Raw genomic sequence first — 16,948 nt, forward strand, 5'->3', positions numbered from 1 at the left:
GTCAGTGGGCGCCGCCACCCACGCGCAGGCGCGGGTCGACAACAAAATACAGCAGGTCCACCACCAGGTTGATCACCACAAAGATCAGGGAGATCAGGCAGAGATAGGCAGCCATCACTGGAATGTCGGGGAACTGCACGGCCTGGATGAACAGCAGCCCCATGCCCGGCCAGTTGAAGACCGTTTCGGTGATGATGGAAAAGGCAATCAGCGATCCCACCTGCAATCCGGTGACCGTGATCACTGGCACCAGGGTGTTTTTGAGCGCATGGCCGAAATAGATGGCGCGGTTGCTGAGGCCTCGCGCCTTGGCAAATTTGATGTAGTCCGCCCGCAGCACTTCCAGCATCTCCGAGCGCACCAGCCGCATGATGAGCGTGAGCTGGTAAATCGCCAGCGTGAGGGCGGGGAGCAGCACATGGCGCAGCCCGTCGAGGGTGAGCAAGCCAGTGGTCCAGCCTCCCACAGCCACCACATCCCCACGGCCATTGCTGGGCAGCCACTGCAACTGCACGGCAAAGACCAGAATCAGCAGCACACCAATCAGGAAGGTGGGCAACGACACCCCAATGAGCGACACCGCCATGGCGATCTGCGTGCCCACGCTGCCGCGTCGGAGTGCCGCATAGACGCCCAATGGAATGGCCACCACCAGCGCAATGACAGCGGCCACCGCCGACAGCTCCAGCGTGGCCGGGACCCGCTCCGCCAGCAAGGACGACACTTTGCGCCGCTGCTGCAGGCTGATGCCGAACTCGCCCTGCACCGCATTGCCAACGAAGGTGGCGAACTGGGCAACGAACGAGCGATCCAGGCCCAGGTCATGACGGATCTGCTGGCGTTGCTCGGGTGTGGCGTCCTGCCCGGCCAGGCTCGCCACCGGGTCTCCCACGAACTGGAACAGCATGAAGGCAACAAAAGCCACCGTCAGCATGACGGCAACGGCCTGAACCAGGCGGCGAAGAATAAAAACCAGCATGTCGTCTGGGCCGCGGGACTGCTGCCCGGCTCGTGGCCTGCAGCATCACCAGGCCCTGCGGGCGCACATTTGTGAAGGACCCATCATCCGGACGTGGGCCGTCACGGGCAAGAGGGAAACTCCATAACGTGCGCATGACGCGACAGCCCAACAAAAACCGCCCCGAAGGGCGGTTGCAGCAGATCGTGCCGGCAGGCCGCGTCAGAAGCGATGCCGCAGGCCAACGATGGAGCCCCCACGCTTCTCCGCGTTGTTGGCAAATCGCACGGCACCGTCATACTTGGTGTAGTCCAGTTCCAGGTAGACGTCGGTCCGCTTGGAGAAGGCATAGTCCGCCACAAAGGCCAGGTAGTGGCCTTTGCTCTTGGTATTGGCCAGCGCGACCGAGTAGTGCGTCTGCTCCGCAAACCAGTAGTGGCCGCCGATGTTGAGCTGAGGGGTCAGCTGGTAGGTGGCGCCGGCCGAGAACATGTCGCGCTTGCGCACATCATTGGCCGCTGTATTCAGCACGGTCCCCAGCAGGCCCGCCGTGTAGGCCGCACCCAGCAGACCGCCACGGTCGAACTTGTTGCTGGCCCATGAGACGTTGGCATACCACGGGCCGCTGGTGTAGGCCGCGCCAGCGGTGTAGCCGCGAACCTTCTTGCCCAGCGTGTCTTCCACGGTGAGGAAGGCACCGCCCACGGCAAACTCACCTTCCGCATAACGCAGCAGACCACCGTAGGACTTGTTCTGCGAATTGCCTTCACCGGCGGACACCTGGATCTCGCCCCGCACCGGGCCCTTCTCCACCAGGTACTTCACCATGTTGTCCTGCCGCGCCCCCATGGACAGGCCGATCTCCGGCTTGTAGGCCTCGATGTAGGGCGAGTATTTGAAGGATGCGTAGGTGGAGGTGTAGATGTCGAACAGGATGTTGTATTGACGGCCCAGCATGATCCGGCCGAAATCAGCCGACTGGATGCCCACCCAGGACTGACGCCAGAAGTCGGTCGCGGCCTGGGTGCCGTTATCGGAATTCAGGCGATGTTCGAGGTTGACCAGGGCCTTCATGCCGCCGCCCAGATCCTCATTGACATTCACACCCAGCCGGCTCTGGGACATGCCACCCGGAATGACCTGCTTCTCGGAGGACCCGGCGTTGGCATTGCTTGTCCAACGCAAACCGACGTCGACGATGCCGTAGAGCTGAACGCTGGACTGGGCCCAGGCGGACCCGATCGACGCAGCCAGCAGGCCGACTGCCATGGCGGCTTTTTTCATGCGATGTCTCCTTTGTTTGATGTGGTCGTTCGCCGTGGTCGATTCTGGAGGAACGGTCGAATATCAAACCGCTTGCGTTGCAGATCGCCCACGCGAACTTACCCTGTCAAATGTGGGACATTCGCGTACTACTTTGGTGCAAGCCGCCCCAAAAGAGGCACAGCCGTCCACCGGTGTCCGGTCCCGCAGTCACGCGTGTACAGATCGGGATAGGGGCAGCCCCTGGGCTGAACCCCTCCCACACCACCCGGCATGCGGGTCCGCACCGGGCGGTTCGAGAGCTTGAGGTCATGAGAGACGAGGCACGCCAAGGCGGTCGAACCAAGCCACCGTGAGCACGTTGTTGAGCGACTTTGCGCTGTTTCGCCACCAGCGGCGGCTATTCGCCGCCACGCGGTGGGCCACAGCAGGATTGGCCCCCAAGGCCCGCAACTGTCGGTAAATGGTCGGCCCGCGCTTCCACTGCTTGAGCTGGAGCGCCCGCAACCGGTGCCGCAGCCACTCGTCCAGCTCGCGCCAGACTTTGGGTGTCTGCGCCATCCGGAAGTAGCCCTTCCAGCCCAGCAGGTACGGCCGCAACCCTTGCACGACCTGTTCCATGCTGCGCCCGCCAGAGCGCCGTGTGAGTTGCCGGATGCGCGCCTTGAAGTCGTTCTGGGCCTTGACGGCCACCGCACACTTCACCTCCCGCCCCTTGGCCACCCACAGCTCATAACCCAGGAACTTGCGCCCGAAGGCGCTGCACACGGCACTTTTGGCTTCATTGATCTGAAGTTTCAGCTTGCCGTAGAGCCTCCTGAGCCAGGCCATCACCCGCTCACCGGCCTTCCTGCTGCCCACATAGACGTTGCAGTCGTCGGCGTAGCGCGCGAAGCAGTAGCCCCTCGCCTCCAGCGCCTTGTCCACCTCGTCGAGCAGCACGTTGGCCAGCAGCGGGCTCAGCGCCCCCCCTTGCGGCGTCCCCTGGTCTCGCTCCACCTTGACCCCGCCATCCATGATCCCGGCGTTCAGGTACGCACGGATCAGCCGCAGCACGGCTGCGTCCGGGATGCGTCTCTTGAGCCGGTCCATCAGGATGTCGTGATTCACCCGGTCGAAGAACTTCGCCAGGTCCACATCCACCACCACGCGCTTGCCCGACTGCACGTAGGCCCGAGCAGCTCTCACCGCATCGTGCGCACTCCGTCCCGGTCGGAACCCGTGGCTGTGCTTGCTGAAGGTGCGATCGATCAGCGGTTGCAGCACTTGCAGCAGTGCCTGCTGGATCAACCGATCCGTCACCGTCGGGATACCCAGCTCACGCTGGCTCCCATCCGGTTTGGGGATCATCACCCTGCGTACCGGCGATGGCCGGTACTTCCCCGCCAGCAGCGCCTGGCGAATCTGCGGCCAACTCGTTTGCAGCAGGCGACGCGTGTGCTCAATGTCGAGCCCGTCCACGCCCGCTGCGCCCTTGTTGGCTTTGACCCGCTTCCACGCCACTTGCAGGTTCTCTCTTGTCAGCGCCGCCGCCAGCAGGGGGCCAGCCCCAGCCTCCGGCGTGGCCGACCCTGTGCCCGGGTGCTCACGGAACGGGCCGCAGGCTTCGTCGCTGGCAGGATCACGCCCGGCTTCACCGTGCGCTACGCCTGCCCGCCCGGATGACTCCGGCATCTGACGCTTGGCCTTTGACATCCCCGTGTCCTCGGTCACTCACTCTCGTTCGGTCCTTCGCCTCTCGCTGCTGGCCTTGGCGGCCCCGCTACCCAGCTACTACGACCTCTGCTGACTCCTCGCTCCGGCAGCGCCGTCGCCCTTTCAGGCATGAGGCGAGGTCTCCTCAGGTAAGAACGCACTCTTTCACTGCACAACCGCCGGATCTACACCGCCTCGCCTTGATCACGAGAGCTTCGCGGTTACGTGCCCGCTCACCCTGCTCGGCAGCGCCTTCTATCCGGTTCTTGTCCATCGGCTCGCAGCTTCGCTCCACGCTTCCTCCCCACACTCGGTCACCCTCATGCAGTTGCGCTTCACTTCGTTCGCTGTGATCAACTTACGGCGGGACTTGCACCCGCAAGAGTGCGCTCATGCTGAGCGCACACGAAAAAAAAAGCCGCCCCGAAGGGCGGCCTTTGCACAAGTGCTGATCCGCGAGGGATTAGAAGCTGTGCTTGATGCCGACGTCGAAGCCGCCCGACTTGCCGCCACGAGCAGCAGCAACAGCGTTGCTTTGCACGCGGAAGTTGGCGCGGCCGCTGTTGTCGATCAGCGAAGCGGTGGTGTACACCGAGGTACGCTTCGACAGGTTGTGCAGATAGCCAATGGTGTAGAACTTGGCGTCGCCAGCAGCAGTGTTGCTTGCGTCAGCAGCGTTGTTGGTTTCAGCATCGCTGAACTGAGCCAGCACCGAACCGGCAGTGGTCACGGGGACCACAGCGCCGATCGTGTAGATGTTCTGCTTCAGCGAGTTGAACTTCAGCTGAGTCCACAGGCCGCTGACCTTGGCCATGCCGAAGTCATAGCTGCCGCCCAGCGACAGTTGCTTGAACTTGGCGGTAGCAACGCCTTCGGTGGACTGGTAACCAGCAGCCACGTTGATGGCGCTGTCCTTCCAGCCCAGACGGCCGCCGTAGGACTTGGCACCCACAGCGCCTTCGCCAGCAGCGACGTCGAACGAACCATAGGCACCGCCCAGGCCGCCCGGCAGGAAGTACTGAGCCAGGTTGTCAGCACGGTTGATGGTTTGGGTGCCGCTGCCCAGCGTGTTGTACACGCGGGTCACGTCGCCCAGGCCGGTGGTGGAGTACACGTCGAAGTCGTCAACGACCAGACGGGTGGAGGTCTTGCCACGGCCCAGACGGACTTCACCGAAGTCGCCCATCAGGCTCACGGAAGCACGACGGTTCCAGAACTTGTTGGTGGTGGAGGTGTCACCAGCGGTGCCGGTGTCAGACGACAGGGCGCTTTCCAGCCAGAAGCCGGCCTTCAGGCCACCGCCCAGGTCTTCAATGCCACGGACGCCGAAACGGCTGGAGCTGCTGCCGTCGTTCGTCAGCTGCTTGACGTTCTGGCCGTTGGCCTTGGTGTAACGGGCGGCGACGTCGATGACGCCGAACAGGGTCACCGACGATTGAGCGGCAGCGGCACCGGCGAAACCAGCCAGCACAGCCAGCGCGACGAGAGATTTCTTCATTAGAGACTCCTAGATCTTAATGAGGCTTGTGGGCCCACCAGGGCCTCCACAAACCAAGCTCCTGCAATGAAGCTGTGCCGTATTGCAACAGTTCCCATCCCACCTGACCAGCGGCATCCCCGAGAAAGTCCTGATTTCGTTGGATGCAAGCAACGCGTATGTGATTAAAAAATGTGTCATCACCCATTCGCACAAATGCGAAGCCACCCCACCAGAGCGGGTATGTCGCATGCCCCTAAACTGCCTCTTCACCGCATCACCAAGTCAATGCCATGACGGTTTCAGCCCCCACCCCCACCGCCATTCCGCCGGTTTCCGGCACATTGAATGGAAATGGGGCAGAACCGGCGGCGGCGGCCCATTCAGCGCATGATCCGCGCGCCGGACGGCAGCCGAACCGCCTGGATGCGTGGATTTCCACACTGGACCACAGCCTCAAGACGCTGGCCGGCGTCGCCCCCATGTCCCGCCCGACACCCGCCGCTCAGTTTCCGAATGAAACCTTGACGGAAGAACAGCGCCGCGAAGCTGCGGCCCTGATGCGGGTAAACCATGTGGGGGAGATCTGCGCCCAGGCGCTGTACCGGGCCCAGGCCTTGACCACGCAGGACGACGAACTGCGCCAGCATCTGGAGCATGCCGCCCAGGAAGAACTGGACCATCTGGCCTGGACGGCTCAGCGGCTGCAGGAACTGAATGACCGGCCGAGCCTGCTGAACCCGCTTTGGTATGCCGGGGCGTTTGCCATCGGCACGGTGGCGGGCCTGGTGGGCGACAAGGTCAGCCTCGGTTTTGTGGTGGAGACCGAACGACAGGTGGAGGCCCATCTGGACAGCCATCTGACCCGGCTTCCGGCGGGTGACCACAGTTCACGCGCCATCGTTGCCCAGATGATGGCGGAGGAGGTGGAGCATGCGGACGCCGCCCGGGCTCGCGGTGCAGTGGACCTTCCGGCCCCGATCAAGGGGCTGATGCGGCTGGCCGCCAAGGTGATGACCACCACTGCCCACCGGATCTGAGGCCTTCCCAGGCGCCCCTCCCCGATCAGACTTCGACCAACTCCACGGATGTGGTGATCTCGGCCGTCTTGGCCAGCATGATGCTGGCCGAGCAGTACTTCTCATGGGAGAGCTTCACCGCGCGCTCCACGACCGGCAGCGACAGGTCGCGCCCTTCCACAATGAAATGCATGTGGATCCTGGTGAACACCTTCGGGTCGCTCTCCGCCCGGTCGGCTTTCAGCTGCACCCGGCAGTTGCGCACATCATGGCGCCCGCGCTTGAGGATGAGCACCACGTCATAGGCGGTGCAGCCACCGGTGCCCAGCAGCACCATCTCCATCGGCCGCGGGGCCAGGTTGCGGCCACCGCCGTCCGGTGCGCCGTCCATGGTCACCAGATGGCCGCTGCCTGTTGTGGCCGCGAAGCTCATGCCGTCCTTGCCCATCCAGTCGATCGTGCATTCCATGCGCTCTTCCTCCTTGCACCACAGACCGCCCACGGGCCGGTGATATTGCTCATTAGAGACCTGTCTCCAACGAGAAGTCATACAAAAAATATTGCGGCGCAGCATGCTCCGCCCTAGAATTCTAGACATGCGATAGCGCTACCCGTACCGGTACCGTGCAATGCCCACGCGGCTGTGCCCGTAGCCGTAGCGCCCGCACCGTTTGTCTCCTCCACCGCCTCCATGGTGGATTCAGCCCAAGGCCCCCAAGGCCTTGGGCTTTTTTTCTGCCTGACGGGCCGGGCATTGCTGCCCGACGTGCCAGGCATTGCTGCCTGACGGGCCGGGCAGTGTCCCGCAGCGCTCCCACTGGCCCACCCCGAGGCAACCCGCCCTCCTCCAACCGCGAACCCTCCGGCCCACCGGGGGGCCCCGACAGCGCCGGGACTCGGACAAACCCTCGCTTATCATCATCCGCCGCCTGATGCGGCATGGAGGGAATTCAATGGTCGGCCCCCGGCGCGCCACGCGCCAGTCCACATCCTCGCGCCACCCGGCGCTATTGCCCGCAGATCAGAGCTATCTGCAGCGAATTCTGAATGCCCGGGTATATGAAGTGGCCCAGGAAACCTCACTGGACTTTGCCCGGGATCTCTCCAAGCGAATTAACAATAAGGTCTGGCTCAAACGCGAAGACCAGCAGCCGGTATTCAGTTTCAAGCTGCGCGGCGCCTATAACAAGATGGCGCAGTTGTCGGCCGAGCAATTGCGCCGTGGCGTGATCTGCGCGTCCGCTGGAAACCACGCGCAAGGGGTTGCCCTCTCAGCCCGCAAACTCGGCTGCCGCGCTGTGATCGTCATGCCGGTGACCACGCCACGGGTCAAGGTGGATGCCGTCCAGGCTCTGGGGGGTGAGGTGGTGCAGGTCGGTGAATCGTTCACCGATGCCTACCACCATGCGCTGGAACTGGAACGTGCACAGGGCCTGACCTTCGTCCACCCCTTCGACGATCCGGATGTCATCGCCGGCCAGGGGACGATTGCGATGGAACTGCTGCGCCAGCACCCCGGCCCGATCGACGCGATCTTCTGCGCCATCGGCGGCGGCGGTCTGATTTCCGGCGTGGCGGCCTACATCAAGGCGGTGCGCCCCGAGATCAAGGTCATTGGGGTGCAGACCCGCGATTCGGACGCCATGGTGCGCTCCATCCAGGCCGGCAAGCGGGTAACGCTGCCGGATGTCGGGCTGTTCTCCGACGGCACCGCGGTGAAGCTGGTCGGCGAGGAAACCTTCCGCATCTGCCGCGAGCTGGTGGATGACTATGTGGTGGTGGATACCGATGCCGTGTGCGCCGCCATCAAGGATGTGTTTGTGGACACCCGCAGCATCCTGGAGCCGGCCGGTGGCCTCGGCGTGGCGGCCATCAAGCAATATGCGGCCGAGCACGGATTGAAGGGCCAGACCTTCATTGCCATCACCTGCGGCGCCAACATGAACTTCGACCGCCTGCGCTTCGTGGCCGAGCGGGCCGAGGTGGGTGAGCATCGGGAAGCCCTGTTTGCCGTCACCATCCCCGAGGAGCGCGGCAGCTTCCGCCGCTTCTGTGAGCTGGTGGGCCCGCGCAGCGTGACTGAATTCAACTATCGGATCTCCGATACGCGGGTGGCTCATGTCTTTGTGGGCCTGAGCATCAGCAAACGGGAAGAGGCGGACAAGCTGGCCCGCCAGTTCGAGAAACACCGCTTCTCCACCGTCAACCTCACCGATGACGAACTGGCCAAACAGCATGTTCGGCACATGGTGGGCGGCCGCACGGAGCTGGCGAAGAACGAGCGGCTGTTCCGCTTTGTGTTCCCGGAGCGGCCCGGGGCGCTGATGCGCTTCCTCTCCGCCCTGCATCCGGATTGGAACATCAGCCTCTTTCACTACCGCAACCAGGGCGCGGATTACGGCCGCATCCTGGTCGGCCTGCAGGTGCCCAAGGGGGACTCGAAGGTCTTCAAGGCGTTTTTGGAGCAGCTCAACTACCCCTGCACCGAGGAAACGGACAACCCGGTGTATCGCCTTTTCCTGCGCTGATCCCGGTCCTTGCGCAGCCCGACGTCCGGCGCGGCGTCGGGTCGCCACCACGAGCTTGGTCGCTGAGCGCACACTTTGCCCCTGGTCCAGGTGGCCCCGGGCATTTGCCGATCGAGTCCTGGTGTGGGTCAACACACAATGGGGGCTGGGCGTTGCCGCCCTGGTGGGATGCCTGGATGCACCCCGCTTGCTGTTGCTCCGCGCCCGACCATGTCCATCCATCAGTCCCTGATCTGCCCCACTCTCAATCCAGAGCTGGAGCGCGCCCTGCGCGCCCGTCTGGATCAGCGCAGTGCCATCGCGGGGCGGCTGGGCGAACTGGAACCGCTGTCGGTGCGCCTGGGCCTGATCCAGAACACACTGACGCCGGAACTGGACATTCCCACGCTCATGCTGTTTGCCGGGGACCACGGCCTGGCGGTTGATGGCATCAAGCTGCCCAATGGCCGCAGCACCCGTGAACAGGCCCTGCTGGCGTTGCAGCATCGCTTGCCGTCAACCGTGTTTGCCAACAACCAGGGCATGCATGTCACGGTGGTGGATTGCGGCATTGCCGAACCCCTGAGCCCGCAGCGTGGCCTGCTGGCCCGCAAGATTGCCCACGGCACGCGCAATTGCCGGGTCGGCCCGGCCATGACGCTGGAGCAGGCGCATGCCGGCGTGCGGGTCGGCATGGAAATTTCGGACAACCTCACCAGCAATGTGCTGGCCTGCGCGGGGCTGGGCCAAGGCTCGATGGAGGCCGCCGCGCTGGTGCTGTCACGGCTGATGGACCTGCCGGTCCGGGACTTCCTCATCTCCGGCCCGGACATGCCCCATGAGGACCTCACCCACCTGCTGGTCGTGCTGCAGAGTGCGCAGGCCCGCCACCGGGAGGTGGAGGAGCCGATGGCGGTCCTGGCGGCCTTCGGAGGCTTTGAACTGGCGGTGATGGTGGGGGCGATGCTGGTGGCCGCCAGCAAACGGCAACTGATCCTGGTGGATGGCATGCCGGCCTGCGCCGCCCTCAAAGTGGCGTCCATGATTGCGCCACCAGTGACCGACTATGCGGTGTTCTGCCGCAGCACCACCCATCGTGGCCTGGACGAAGCGCTGTCGCTCTTCCACGCTGCCGCCCTGCTGGAGTTGGGCATGGACTGCAGCGATGGCACCGGCGCCCCGCTGGCCTGGCCGATGATCCGCTGCGCTGCGGCGCTGCTGACCGAGGTGCAGGACATTCCGGACGGCCCCATCCACAGTCGCCCGACCGACCTGCAGCACGGCGCTGCGGCCGGCGCCGGCCCCCTGGGCCATTGAAGAAAGAATTGAAACGGTCAGTGACGGCTGAATACAACCCGCCCAGCGGTTCAGCGGTTCAGCGGTTCAGCGGTTCAGCGGTTCAGCGGTTCAGCGGTTCAGCGGTTCAGCGGTTCAGCGGTTCAGCGGTTCAGCGGTTCAGCGGTTCAGCGGTTCAGCGGTTCAGCGGTTCAGCGGTTCAGCGGTTGACCATGTTGTCAGGCTGCTGCGGCGGTGGCCCGCCCTGTGGGAGCGCACCACCGATGCCGGTCAGCGGCGAGCCGCCCTGGCCCATTCCCCCCATGCCGGGATTCATCGGCACGCTGCCCGGAGGGGCATTCAGCTGGATGCCCTGCTGGTTGGGTGGCAGCGACCCGGCGGGCAGGATGCCCATGCCGGGTTGGGCCACGTCCGGCCCGGGCTGCACAGGCATCGGCGACGGGGCCGCACCTGGCAGCGGGGTGAGCGCCAGGCGAATGGACACGGTCGTGCCACGCCCCAGCCCCACCTCGCGGCGGCTGACCTCCACCAGCTGGATGTCCCCATCCACGGCCTGGCCCACCCGGAACGGGCGGGCAAAACCGCCGCCGACTGCAATCAGCGCCACGCCTTCACCGGTGGCCTGGCCGGTGGACGGAGCCACCACACCCAGCAACTGATACCGGGCGGACGCCGATTCCACCGGAGACGCCGAGGGTGCCTCCTGGGTGAACACACGGGTCCAGTCTCCCATCGAGCCCGACGACACGGCAGGCAACACCTGCCCCGGCGCCGCCGGCCCGCGAGCGATGAGTGTGAGCGACCAATAGGCCAGGCTGGCCGCCATCAGCGCCCAGATCACGAAGCTTAACCAACGTGCATGCATGTGCCGATTATGATTGAACGGAACGGGCCGCAGACGGGCAGCCCAGCGCCAGGATTGCAAAACCATGCAACGCAAGATTTCTTCCCGCCGCGCCAGCCGCGGTTTCACCCTGATCGAACTGATCGTGGCCATCACCATTGTGGCCGTCATGGGCGCCGTGGTGGTGCCTGCCGTGATGAACCATGTGGCGGAGGCCCGGCGCACCGCCGCACGGCAGGATGTCACCACGCTGATGCAGGCGCTCAAGCTCTACAAGATGGACAACGGCCGCTATCCCAGCGGAGACCAAGGGCTGAACGCCCTGGTCAGCAAGCCCACCAGCGGCACCGTGCCGGGCAACTGGAAGGTCTATATTGAGAAGCTGCCCAAGGACCCCTGGGGCAACCCCTACCAATATGACAACCCCGGCCTGAAGGGCGAAGTTGATGTCTACAGCCTGGGTGCGGACGGCAAGCCGGGCGGTGAAGGCAACGACGCCGACATCGGCTCTTGGGAATAAGCCGCTCGGCGCCGCCTGCCGCGTCCGCGACCTCCCGCATCTTTCGCATTCATATCGAGCGCCCATGAACGCAAGCCGCAGCCGCGGCTTCACGCTGATCGAACTGCTGGTGGCCATCACCATCATCGCCGTGGCCAGTGCCACCGTGGTGGTGGCATTGCGCAACACGGGCGGGGCCGATCTGGAGCGAGAAGCCCTGCACCTGGCCAGCGTGCTGGAGACGGCCCGTGCCGAGGCGCGGGCCGCGTCGCTGGACGTCACCTGGCAGCCGGACCAGGGCCGTTTCCGCTTCACCGGCCTTCCGCAGGACCTGGTGGACCGGCTCAAGCTCAACCGGGGCTGGCTGGGGGACGAACCCTCCGTCACCATCCGGGGCGCGAGCGACAACAACGGCCGCGTCCGGCTCGGACCGGAACCCATCATCGGCGCCCAGCACATCCTGCTGACCCGGGGCGACGCCCACATCACCCTGGGCACGGATGGCCTGCGGCCCTTCAGCATTGAGCGGGAGACCGCCCCATGACCCGGCCGATCCCCCCACGCCCGCGCGGCTTCACCCTGATCGAAGTGCTGGTGGCGCTCACCATCGTGGGCCTGTGCCTGGCGGCCGGCATGCGCGCCGCCGGCACCATGACCAGCAATGCGCAGCGGCTGTCGCTGAACAACATGGCGCAATGGTGCGCCGAGAACGAACTCACCGAGATGCGGCTGAACACGACGTTCCCCGGCACCGGCAGTACCGACTTCTCCTGCACCCAGCTCGGCCACTCCTTCACCGGCCGCACCGAGGTGGCCACCACGGCCAATCCGAACTTCCGCCGCGTGGAAATGCGGGTGTTCAACAACGATGGCCAGGCCTTGCTGAGCATCACCACCGTGGTCGGGAGGTATTGATGCGCCGCTCGTTGCAGGCCCGCGGTTTCACCCTCATCGAGGTGCTGGTGGCCCTGGTCATCATGGCGATGATGAGTGTGATGGCCTGGCGCGCCGTGTCGGCCCTCAGCACCACCAAGGACGCGACCGAAGCCCATATGGACAGCGCCGAAACCATTGGCACGCTGGTGCGGCAGTGGGAGCTGGACCTGCGTGAGGTGCAGGACAGCAAGCAGGTCACCGCCCTCGCCTTCGACGGCGCCACCCTGCGCCTCACCCGGCGCAGCGACAAAGGCCTGCAACTGGTGTCCTGGCAGATCCGGGACGGTCGGCTGATCCGCTGGGCCTCCCCACCCGCGACCACCCTCAGCGGCCTGCAGGACGCCTGGTTCCGCAGCCAGCAGCTCAGCGCGCAGGACCTGCGGGACAGCCCCGGCGTCAGCGGTGTGCTGGGCTGGCAGATGTATTTCTTCCGGAACAATGCCTGGAGCAATGCCCAGTCCAGCGGCGACCAGGACGATGCCGTCACCAAGACGGTGCCCAGCGGTGTGCGCATGAAAGTGCAGTTTTCCGGTGGCAACTACAACGGGGAACTCACCCGGGAAGTGATCGTTCCGGCCGGAGGCACACGATGACACCGGCCCGCTGCAGCCGGGGCGCGGCGCTGCTGACAGCGCTGCTGATCGTCACCCTGGTCACCACCCTGGCCGCCGCCATGCTCTGGCGCCAGGCGCGCAGCATCCAGATTGAATCTGCCGAGCGCGGGCGGGCCCAGTCTGACTGGGTGCTGCAGGGCGCGCTGGATTGGGCCCGCCTGATCCTGCGGGAGGACATGCGGGCCAACAACAATGCCAGAGGCAACGCAGTCGATTACAACGGTGAAGTCTGGGCCGTGCCCCTGGCCGAAGCCAAGCTGGCCAGCTTCCTGTCCACTGACGACAACCATTCGGCCGACTCGGGCCCGGAAGCCTTCCTGTCCGGTCGCATCGAAGACGTCCAGGGGCGCTTTAATCTGTACAACCTGATCCCGATCGAGACGCCCACGGCCCCCAATCCGCCCAAACAGATTGCCATCGCTCGGCGCATCTTCCAGGCCGCCGGGCTGAGCTCGGGCTTGGCCGACGATGTCCAGAAGCGTCTGCGCCAAGCCTGGCCCCAGCAGACCACCGAGTCCTCGAGCAACGGTGGAACCAGCGGGAGCTCCAGCGGGACGAACAGCGGCTCGGGCTCCAGCTCCGATGCCACGGCACCGGTGCTGCCGGTGCGCGTGGAGCAACTCACCTGGCTGGGCCTGACGCAAGAGCAGGTGGACCGGCTCAAGCCTTACGTGACCATCCTGCCGCCCAGCGCGACGAATGCCAAGGTGATCACCCCAACCGCCATCAACATCAACACCGCCCCGAGGGAGGTGCTGGCGGCGCTGGATGCCAACATGAGCCTGACCGACGCCGACCGGATCGTCCGTGCCCGCGAGGCCAAGGGCATCACCAGCAGCCAGTGGGGGAACTATGCGCCGCAGAATGTGGATGTGGCCGACGTGATCCAGTACACCAGCAACTACTTTGTGGTCACCGGCCAGTTGCGCCTGGATGACCGCCTGGTCACCATGCGCTCCCTGGTCTGGCGGGACACCAGCCTCACCACCCGCGTCCTGGACCGCCAATTCGTCCAACAATCCACCTCCCTGCTGGCCAGCCAAGGTAAGTAGGCATTACCCACTGTCACCATCCGTCACCTGCTTCAGCGGTCTCCGCCCCCCAACCTGCCTCACACTGCGGCACCCTGACAACTTCTACAGGGTTCCCTAGGGGCTTGTTCGGAGTCTTTGCCGCCGTTCTGTCGCGGAAGCCCTCCTAGAATCCGCCTTCTCATGAGTACCCTGCTCATCCTGCTGCCTGAAGCGCCGCCTGCGGCCACCGGCACCCAAGATTACGAATTCTGGTTCAGTCCCGATGCCCAGGCGCCTGCCCGGGCGGGAGGGCGGGGCGAACGCGCCCCTCTGGCGACGATGCCGAAGGCGGACCGGGTGATTGCCCTGCTCGCCGACGCCGCCGTGAGCTGGCATACCGTCCGTCTGCCGCTCGCCCTGCGAGGCCCGAAGCTGCGCAGCGCGCTCTCCGGCACGCTGGAAGAGCAACTGCTGGACGACCCGGAACGCCTGCATCTGGCCGTGATGGACGCCAGCAAGGGCCTGCCCGGACTGGCGGAAGACGTGGACCATCCGGAAACCCGCCTGGAAGATGGCGAAAACCCGCCCCGCTGGGTGGCCGCCGTGGCCCGCGAGCCGTTGCGCGCGCATCTGGACGCCATCCAGGCCGCCGGTCTGCTGCTGGAAGCGGTGTTCCCGCTGTCCTGGCCGGACGGCAGCCTGGGCGGCCATGTGGACCAGGGCAGCGACGGGCAAGCGCGCCTGCGTGCCTGGTCCCCCCCGGGCATTGCCACCTTCCCGATGACCAGCGCCGGTGTGCGCACCTGGCTGGGCGACAGCTGGTGGACCCTGGCCAAGGTCAGCGCCACCCCGGTGGTGTCGGCTGAAGCCGAACGTCTGCTGGGCCGCCCGGTGGAGGTGTTGAACGACACCGAACGCGCCTGGGCCGCTCTGCGCTCGCCCATCAACCTGCTGCAATTTGAACTGACCCCGCGCCAACGCGGCTGGCAGCGTCTGTACCGCAGCTGGCAGATCATGCAGGGACCCGAGTGGCGCCCGTTCCGCTGGGGCGTGATCGCCCTGGTGGTGGTGCAGGTCATTGGCCTGAATGCGATGGCCTGGCAACAGCGCCGCGCGGTGGACAGCCGCCGTGCCGAGCAGGAACAGCTGCTGCGCCAGGCCTTCCCGCAGATCCGCACCGTCCGCGATGCACCGGCCCAGATGCAGCGCGAGACCGACCTGGCCCGCGCCCGTGCCGGCCAGATCGGCCCCGGTGACCTGGAAGACCTGCTGGCGGCAGTGGCCCGGGCCATGCCGCCGGGGCAACCGCCCTTGCAGGGCCTGCGTTATGAATCCAATCGCCTGTTGCTGACCGGCCTGCCCGCGCCGGTCCGTGAGCAGGTGCGCGACCGTCTCTTCCAGAACCCTGCCCTGCGGGTCAGCGATGAAGGAGATTCCCTCCAACTGAGCCTGCGGCCGACGACACGATGAAAAGTACTCCCCCTTGGCTGCGCCAGCTTGAGGAGCGCTGGCAGGCCGCTCAGCCGCGTGAACGGCAGATGGTGCGCACGGCTGCGGTGGTCGTGGGTGCCGCTTTGGTCTGGCTGATCGCGATTGCGCCGGCCTGGCGCACGCTGTCCAAGGCGCCGGACGAGATCGACCGCCTGGATGCGGAACTGCGGCAGATGCGCGCGCTGGCGCAGCAGGCCCAGCAGCTCAAGCAGGCCCCGGCCATCTCCCAGGATCAATCGATCACCGCCCTGCGCAGTGCCACCGAGCGCCTGGGCCCGAATGCGGAACTGACCCTGAGCGGTCCGCAGGCCCAACTGCGTCTGCGCGGCATCTCCGGCGCAGCCCTGGCCACCTGGCTCACCGAAGCCCGGCAATCGGCCCGCGCGCGGCCGCAGGAGGTGGAGCTGCAGTCCGGGCCCCAAGGCTACACCGGCCGCCTCACCGTGACCCTGCCTGGAGCCTCCGGCTCATGAAGCGGCCCTCCTTCAAACGGCCGGCGGCGGCGCCTCGCTCGTCGAGAGCGGCGCTGCTGCCCACGCCCAAACCACGCACCCGCCGCTGGGCCTGGGCCGGCGGCATCCTGGGGCTGGTCGTGGCCCTGGTCTGTTTTGCTCCGGCGGCCTGGCTGGGCTCGGCCCTCGCGGCCGCCACCCAGCAACGGCTGCTGCTGGCGGATGCCCGAGGCAGCCTCTGGACAGGCAGCGCGCGTCTCATCCTCAGCGGTGGCACCGGCAGCCGGGACGCCAGCGAACTGCCGGACCGCCTGCAATGGACCTTGCGCCCGGCCTGGATCGCTGGCGGCATCGGCCTGCGGCTGACCCTGAACCAGGACTGCTGCATCCGTCCGGACGCCCCCATCACCTTGCGCCTGGGTCTGGGCAAGCTGGCGATCAACCTGCCGGACAGCGCCGACGGCCGCCCCTGGATCCAATGGCCGGCCTCCTGGCTGGCGGGTCTGGGCACGCCCTGGAACACGCTGGCCCCGGACGGCCGCATGGCGCTGAGCGCCCAGCAATTCCGCGTAGAGCGGGACCAGGGACGCTGGCAGGTGCAAGGCGTCATTCAACTCGATCTGCAGGAGCTGTCCTCGCGACTCTCCTCCGTGGACCCGCTGGGCAGTTATCGCCTCAGCATCCTGGGCTCGACCACGCCGCAGCTCATGCTGCAGACGCTGCAGGGGCCACTAATTCTGAATGGCCAGGGCAGCCTGGGTAATCGCGTGCAATTCCGCGGGGACGCCACTGCGGCACCCGGCAGCGAAGCCGCGCTGGCCAACTTGTTGAACATCATCGGGCGCCGCGAGGGAGCGCGCTCGATCATCTCGGTGGGATGAGCA

The 16,948-nt window shown here is 65.8% G+C and carries 17 protein-coding genes; 11 read left to right on the forward strand and 6 right to left on the reverse strand.

Translation table 11 applies throughout. From position 1 onward, the window contains the following. Position 1: 1 nt before the first annotated feature. The 4 genes from OU995_RS00530 to OU995_RS00545 form a co-directional block, all read right to left on the reverse strand. Positions 2 to 979, reverse strand: a complete 978-nt coding sequence (locus OU995_RS00530) for an ABC transporter permease (protein WP_267833401.1) — start codon at positions 977 to 979, stop codon at positions 2 to 4. A 201-nt stretch (positions 980 to 1,180) separates the two neighbouring features. Continuing rightward, positions 1,181 to 2,242 (reverse strand): porin, encoded by a 1,062-nt coding sequence (locus OU995_RS00535; protein ID WP_267833402.1) that lies wholly within the window; start codon positions 2,240 to 2,242, stop codon positions 1,181 to 1,183. A gap of 288 nt (positions 2,243 to 2,530) precedes the next feature. Then, entirely contained in the window at positions 2,531 to 3,916 is a 1,386-nt protein-coding gene (gene ltrA / locus OU995_RS00540; protein ID WP_267833403.1) for a group II intron reverse transcriptase/maturase, read from the reverse strand. A gap of 463 nt (positions 3,917 to 4,379) precedes the next feature. Then, complete coding sequence (locus tag OU995_RS00545; protein WP_267833404.1) at positions 4,380 to 5,414, reverse strand: porin; 1,035 nt, start codon at positions 5,412 to 5,414, stop codon at positions 4,380 to 4,382. A gap of 272 nt (positions 5,415 to 5,686) precedes the next feature. On the opposite strand from OU995_RS00545, the gene coq7 reads away from it, so the two are divergent. Next, positions 5,687 to 6,433, forward strand: a complete 747-nt coding sequence (gene coq7, locus OU995_RS00550; RefSeq protein WP_267833405.1) for a 2-polyprenyl-3-methyl-6-methoxy-1,4-benzoquinone monooxygenase — start codon at positions 5,687 to 5,689, stop codon at positions 6,431 to 6,433. Between the two features lie 25 nt (positions 6,434 to 6,458). On the opposite strand, the gene OU995_RS00555 is transcribed toward coq7, so the two are convergent. Then, complete coding sequence (locus OU995_RS00555) at positions 6,459 to 6,881, reverse strand: OsmC family protein (protein ID WP_267833406.1); 423 nt, start codon at positions 6,879 to 6,881, stop codon at positions 6,459 to 6,461. A gap of 484 nt (positions 6,882 to 7,365) precedes the next feature. Between OU995_RS00555 and ilvA the strand changes: the two genes are divergently transcribed. Beyond that, positions 7,366 to 8,940, forward strand: a complete 1,575-nt coding sequence (gene ilvA / locus OU995_RS00560) for a threonine ammonia-lyase, biosynthetic (RefSeq protein WP_267833407.1) — start codon at positions 7,366 to 7,368, stop codon at positions 8,938 to 8,940. Between the two features lie 210 nt (positions 8,941 to 9,150). Further along, positions 9,151 to 10,236 (forward strand): nicotinate-nucleotide--dimethylbenzimidazole phosphoribosyltransferase, encoded by a 1,086-nt coding sequence (locus OU995_RS00565; protein WP_267833408.1) that lies wholly within the window; start codon positions 9,151 to 9,153, stop codon positions 10,234 to 10,236. Positions 10,237 to 10,414: 178 nt separating this feature from the next. Here the strand turns inward: OU995_RS00565 and OU995_RS00570 are convergent, their stop codons facing one another. Continuing rightward, positions 10,415 to 11,080, reverse strand: a complete 666-nt coding sequence (locus OU995_RS00570) for a hypothetical protein (RefSeq protein WP_267833409.1) — start codon at positions 11,078 to 11,080, stop codon at positions 10,415 to 10,417. A 64-nt stretch (positions 11,081 to 11,144) separates the two neighbouring features. Here OU995_RS00570 and gspG point away from each other — a divergent pair, with 64 nt between their 5' ends. The 8 genes from gspG to gspN all read left to right on the forward strand — a co-directional run bounded on the left by gspG (position 11,145) and on the right by gspN (position 16,945). Continuing rightward, positions 11,145 to 11,579 carry a type II secretion system major pseudopilin GspG gene (gene gspG / locus OU995_RS00575; RefSeq protein WP_267833410.1) on the forward strand — a complete coding sequence of 145 codons (435 nt, stop codon included), beginning with the start codon at positions 11,145 to 11,147 and terminating at the stop codon, positions 11,577 to 11,579. A 64-nt stretch (positions 11,580 to 11,643) separates the two neighbouring features. Beyond that, the gene (locus tag OU995_RS00580; protein WP_267833411.1) at positions 11,644 to 12,102 is read left to right on the forward strand and encodes a type II secretion system protein; all 459 of its coding nucleotides are present in this window, start codon (positions 11,644 to 11,646) and stop codon (positions 12,100 to 12,102) included. Continuing rightward, a complete protein-coding gene (gene gspI / locus OU995_RS00585; RefSeq protein WP_267833412.1) occupies positions 12,099 to 12,473 on the forward strand; it encodes a type II secretion system minor pseudopilin GspI in 375 nt (124 codons plus the stop codon). The genes OU995_RS00580 and gspI overlap by 4 nt, the downstream gene beginning before the upstream one ends. After that, positions 12,473 to 13,087: a prepilin-type N-terminal cleavage/methylation domain-containing protein gene (locus OU995_RS00590; protein WP_267833413.1), complete on the forward strand. Its 615-nt coding sequence runs from the start codon at positions 12,473 to 12,475 to the stop codon at positions 13,085 to 13,087. Before gspI ends, OU995_RS00590 begins: the two co-directional genes overlap by 1 nt. Next, positions 13,084 to 14,160, forward strand: coding sequence for a type II secretion system minor pseudopilin GspK (gene gspK / locus OU995_RS00595; RefSeq protein ID WP_267833414.1), 1,077 nt, complete (start codon positions 13,084 to 13,086; stop codon positions 14,158 to 14,160). Before OU995_RS00590 ends, gspK begins: the two co-directional genes overlap by 4 nt. A 162-nt stretch (positions 14,161 to 14,322) precedes the next feature. Then, positions 14,323 to 15,591: a type II secretion system protein GspL gene (gene gspL, locus OU995_RS00600; RefSeq protein WP_267833415.1), complete on the forward strand. Its 1,269-nt coding sequence runs from the start codon at positions 14,323 to 14,325 to the stop codon at positions 15,589 to 15,591. Continuing rightward, complete coding sequence (gene gspM / locus OU995_RS00605; protein WP_267833416.1) at positions 15,588 to 16,085, forward strand: type II secretion system protein GspM; 498 nt, start codon at positions 15,588 to 15,590, stop codon at positions 16,083 to 16,085. The genes gspL and gspM overlap by 4 nt, the downstream gene beginning before the upstream one ends. Continuing rightward, positions 16,082 to 16,945, forward strand: a complete 864-nt coding sequence (gspN, locus tag OU995_RS00610) for a type II secretion system protein N (RefSeq protein WP_267833417.1) — start codon at positions 16,082 to 16,084, stop codon at positions 16,943 to 16,945. The genes gspM and gspN overlap by 4 nt, the downstream gene beginning before the upstream one ends. Positions 16,946 to 16,948: the final 3 nt, after the last annotated feature.

It is taken from the genome of Roseateles sp. SL47 (genome assembly GCF_026625885.1).
Lineage (GTDB): Bacteria > Pseudomonadota > Gammaproteobacteria > Burkholderiales > Burkholderiaceae_C > Roseateles.

Coding starts and splice junctions, on each gene's coding strand:
- OU995_RS00530 (WP_267833401.1), bottom strand. CDS start 979: ATGCTGGTTTTTATTCTTCGCCGCCTGGTTCAGGCCGTTGCCGTCATG.
- OU995_RS00535 (WP_267833402.1), bottom strand. CDS start 2,242: ATGAAAAAAGCCGCCATGGCAGTCGGCCTGCTGGCTGCGTCGATCGGG.
- ltrA (WP_267833403.1), bottom strand. CDS start 3,916: ATGTCAAAGGCCAAGCGTCAGATGCCGGAGTCATCCGGGCGGGCAGGC.
- OU995_RS00545 (WP_267833404.1), bottom strand. CDS start 5,414: ATGAAGAAATCTCTCGTCGCGCTGGCTGTGCTGGCTGGTTTCGCCGGT.
- coq7 (WP_267833405.1), top strand. CDS start 5,687: ATGACGGTTTCAGCCCCCACCCCCACCGCCATTCCGCCGGTTTCCGGC.
- OU995_RS00555 (WP_267833406.1), bottom strand. CDS start 6,881: ATGGAATGCACGATCGACTGGATGGGCAAGGACGGCATGAGCTTCGCG.
- ilvA (WP_267833407.1), top strand. CDS start 7,366: ATGGTCGGCCCCCGGCGCGCCACGCGCCAGTCCACATCCTCGCGCCAC.
- OU995_RS00565 (WP_267833408.1), top strand. CDS start 9,151: ATGTCCATCCATCAGTCCCTGATCTGCCCCACTCTCAATCCAGAGCTG.
- OU995_RS00570 (WP_267833409.1), bottom strand. CDS start 11,080: ATGCATGCACGTTGGTTAAGCTTCGTGATCTGGGCGCTGATGGCGGCC.
- gspG (WP_267833410.1), top strand. CDS start 11,145: ATGCAACGCAAGATTTCTTCCCGCCGCGCCAGCCGCGGTTTCACCCTG.
- OU995_RS00580 (WP_267833411.1), top strand. CDS start 11,644: ATGAACGCAAGCCGCAGCCGCGGCTTCACGCTGATCGAACTGCTGGTG.
- gspI (WP_267833412.1), top strand. CDS start 12,099: ATGACCCGGCCGATCCCCCCACGCCCGCGCGGCTTCACCCTGATCGAA.
- OU995_RS00590 (WP_267833413.1), top strand. CDS start 12,473: ATGCGCCGCTCGTTGCAGGCCCGCGGTTTCACCCTCATCGAGGTGCTG.
- gspK (WP_267833414.1), top strand. CDS start 13,084: ATGACACCGGCCCGCTGCAGCCGGGGCGCGGCGCTGCTGACAGCGCTG.
- gspL (WP_267833415.1), top strand. CDS start 14,323: ATGAGTACCCTGCTCATCCTGCTGCCTGAAGCGCCGCCTGCGGCCACC.
- gspM (WP_267833416.1), top strand. CDS start 15,588: ATGAAAAGTACTCCCCCTTGGCTGCGCCAGCTTGAGGAGCGCTGGCAG.
- gspN (WP_267833417.1), top strand. CDS start 16,082: ATGAAGCGGCCCTCCTTCAAACGGCCGGCGGCGGCGCCTCGCTCGTCG.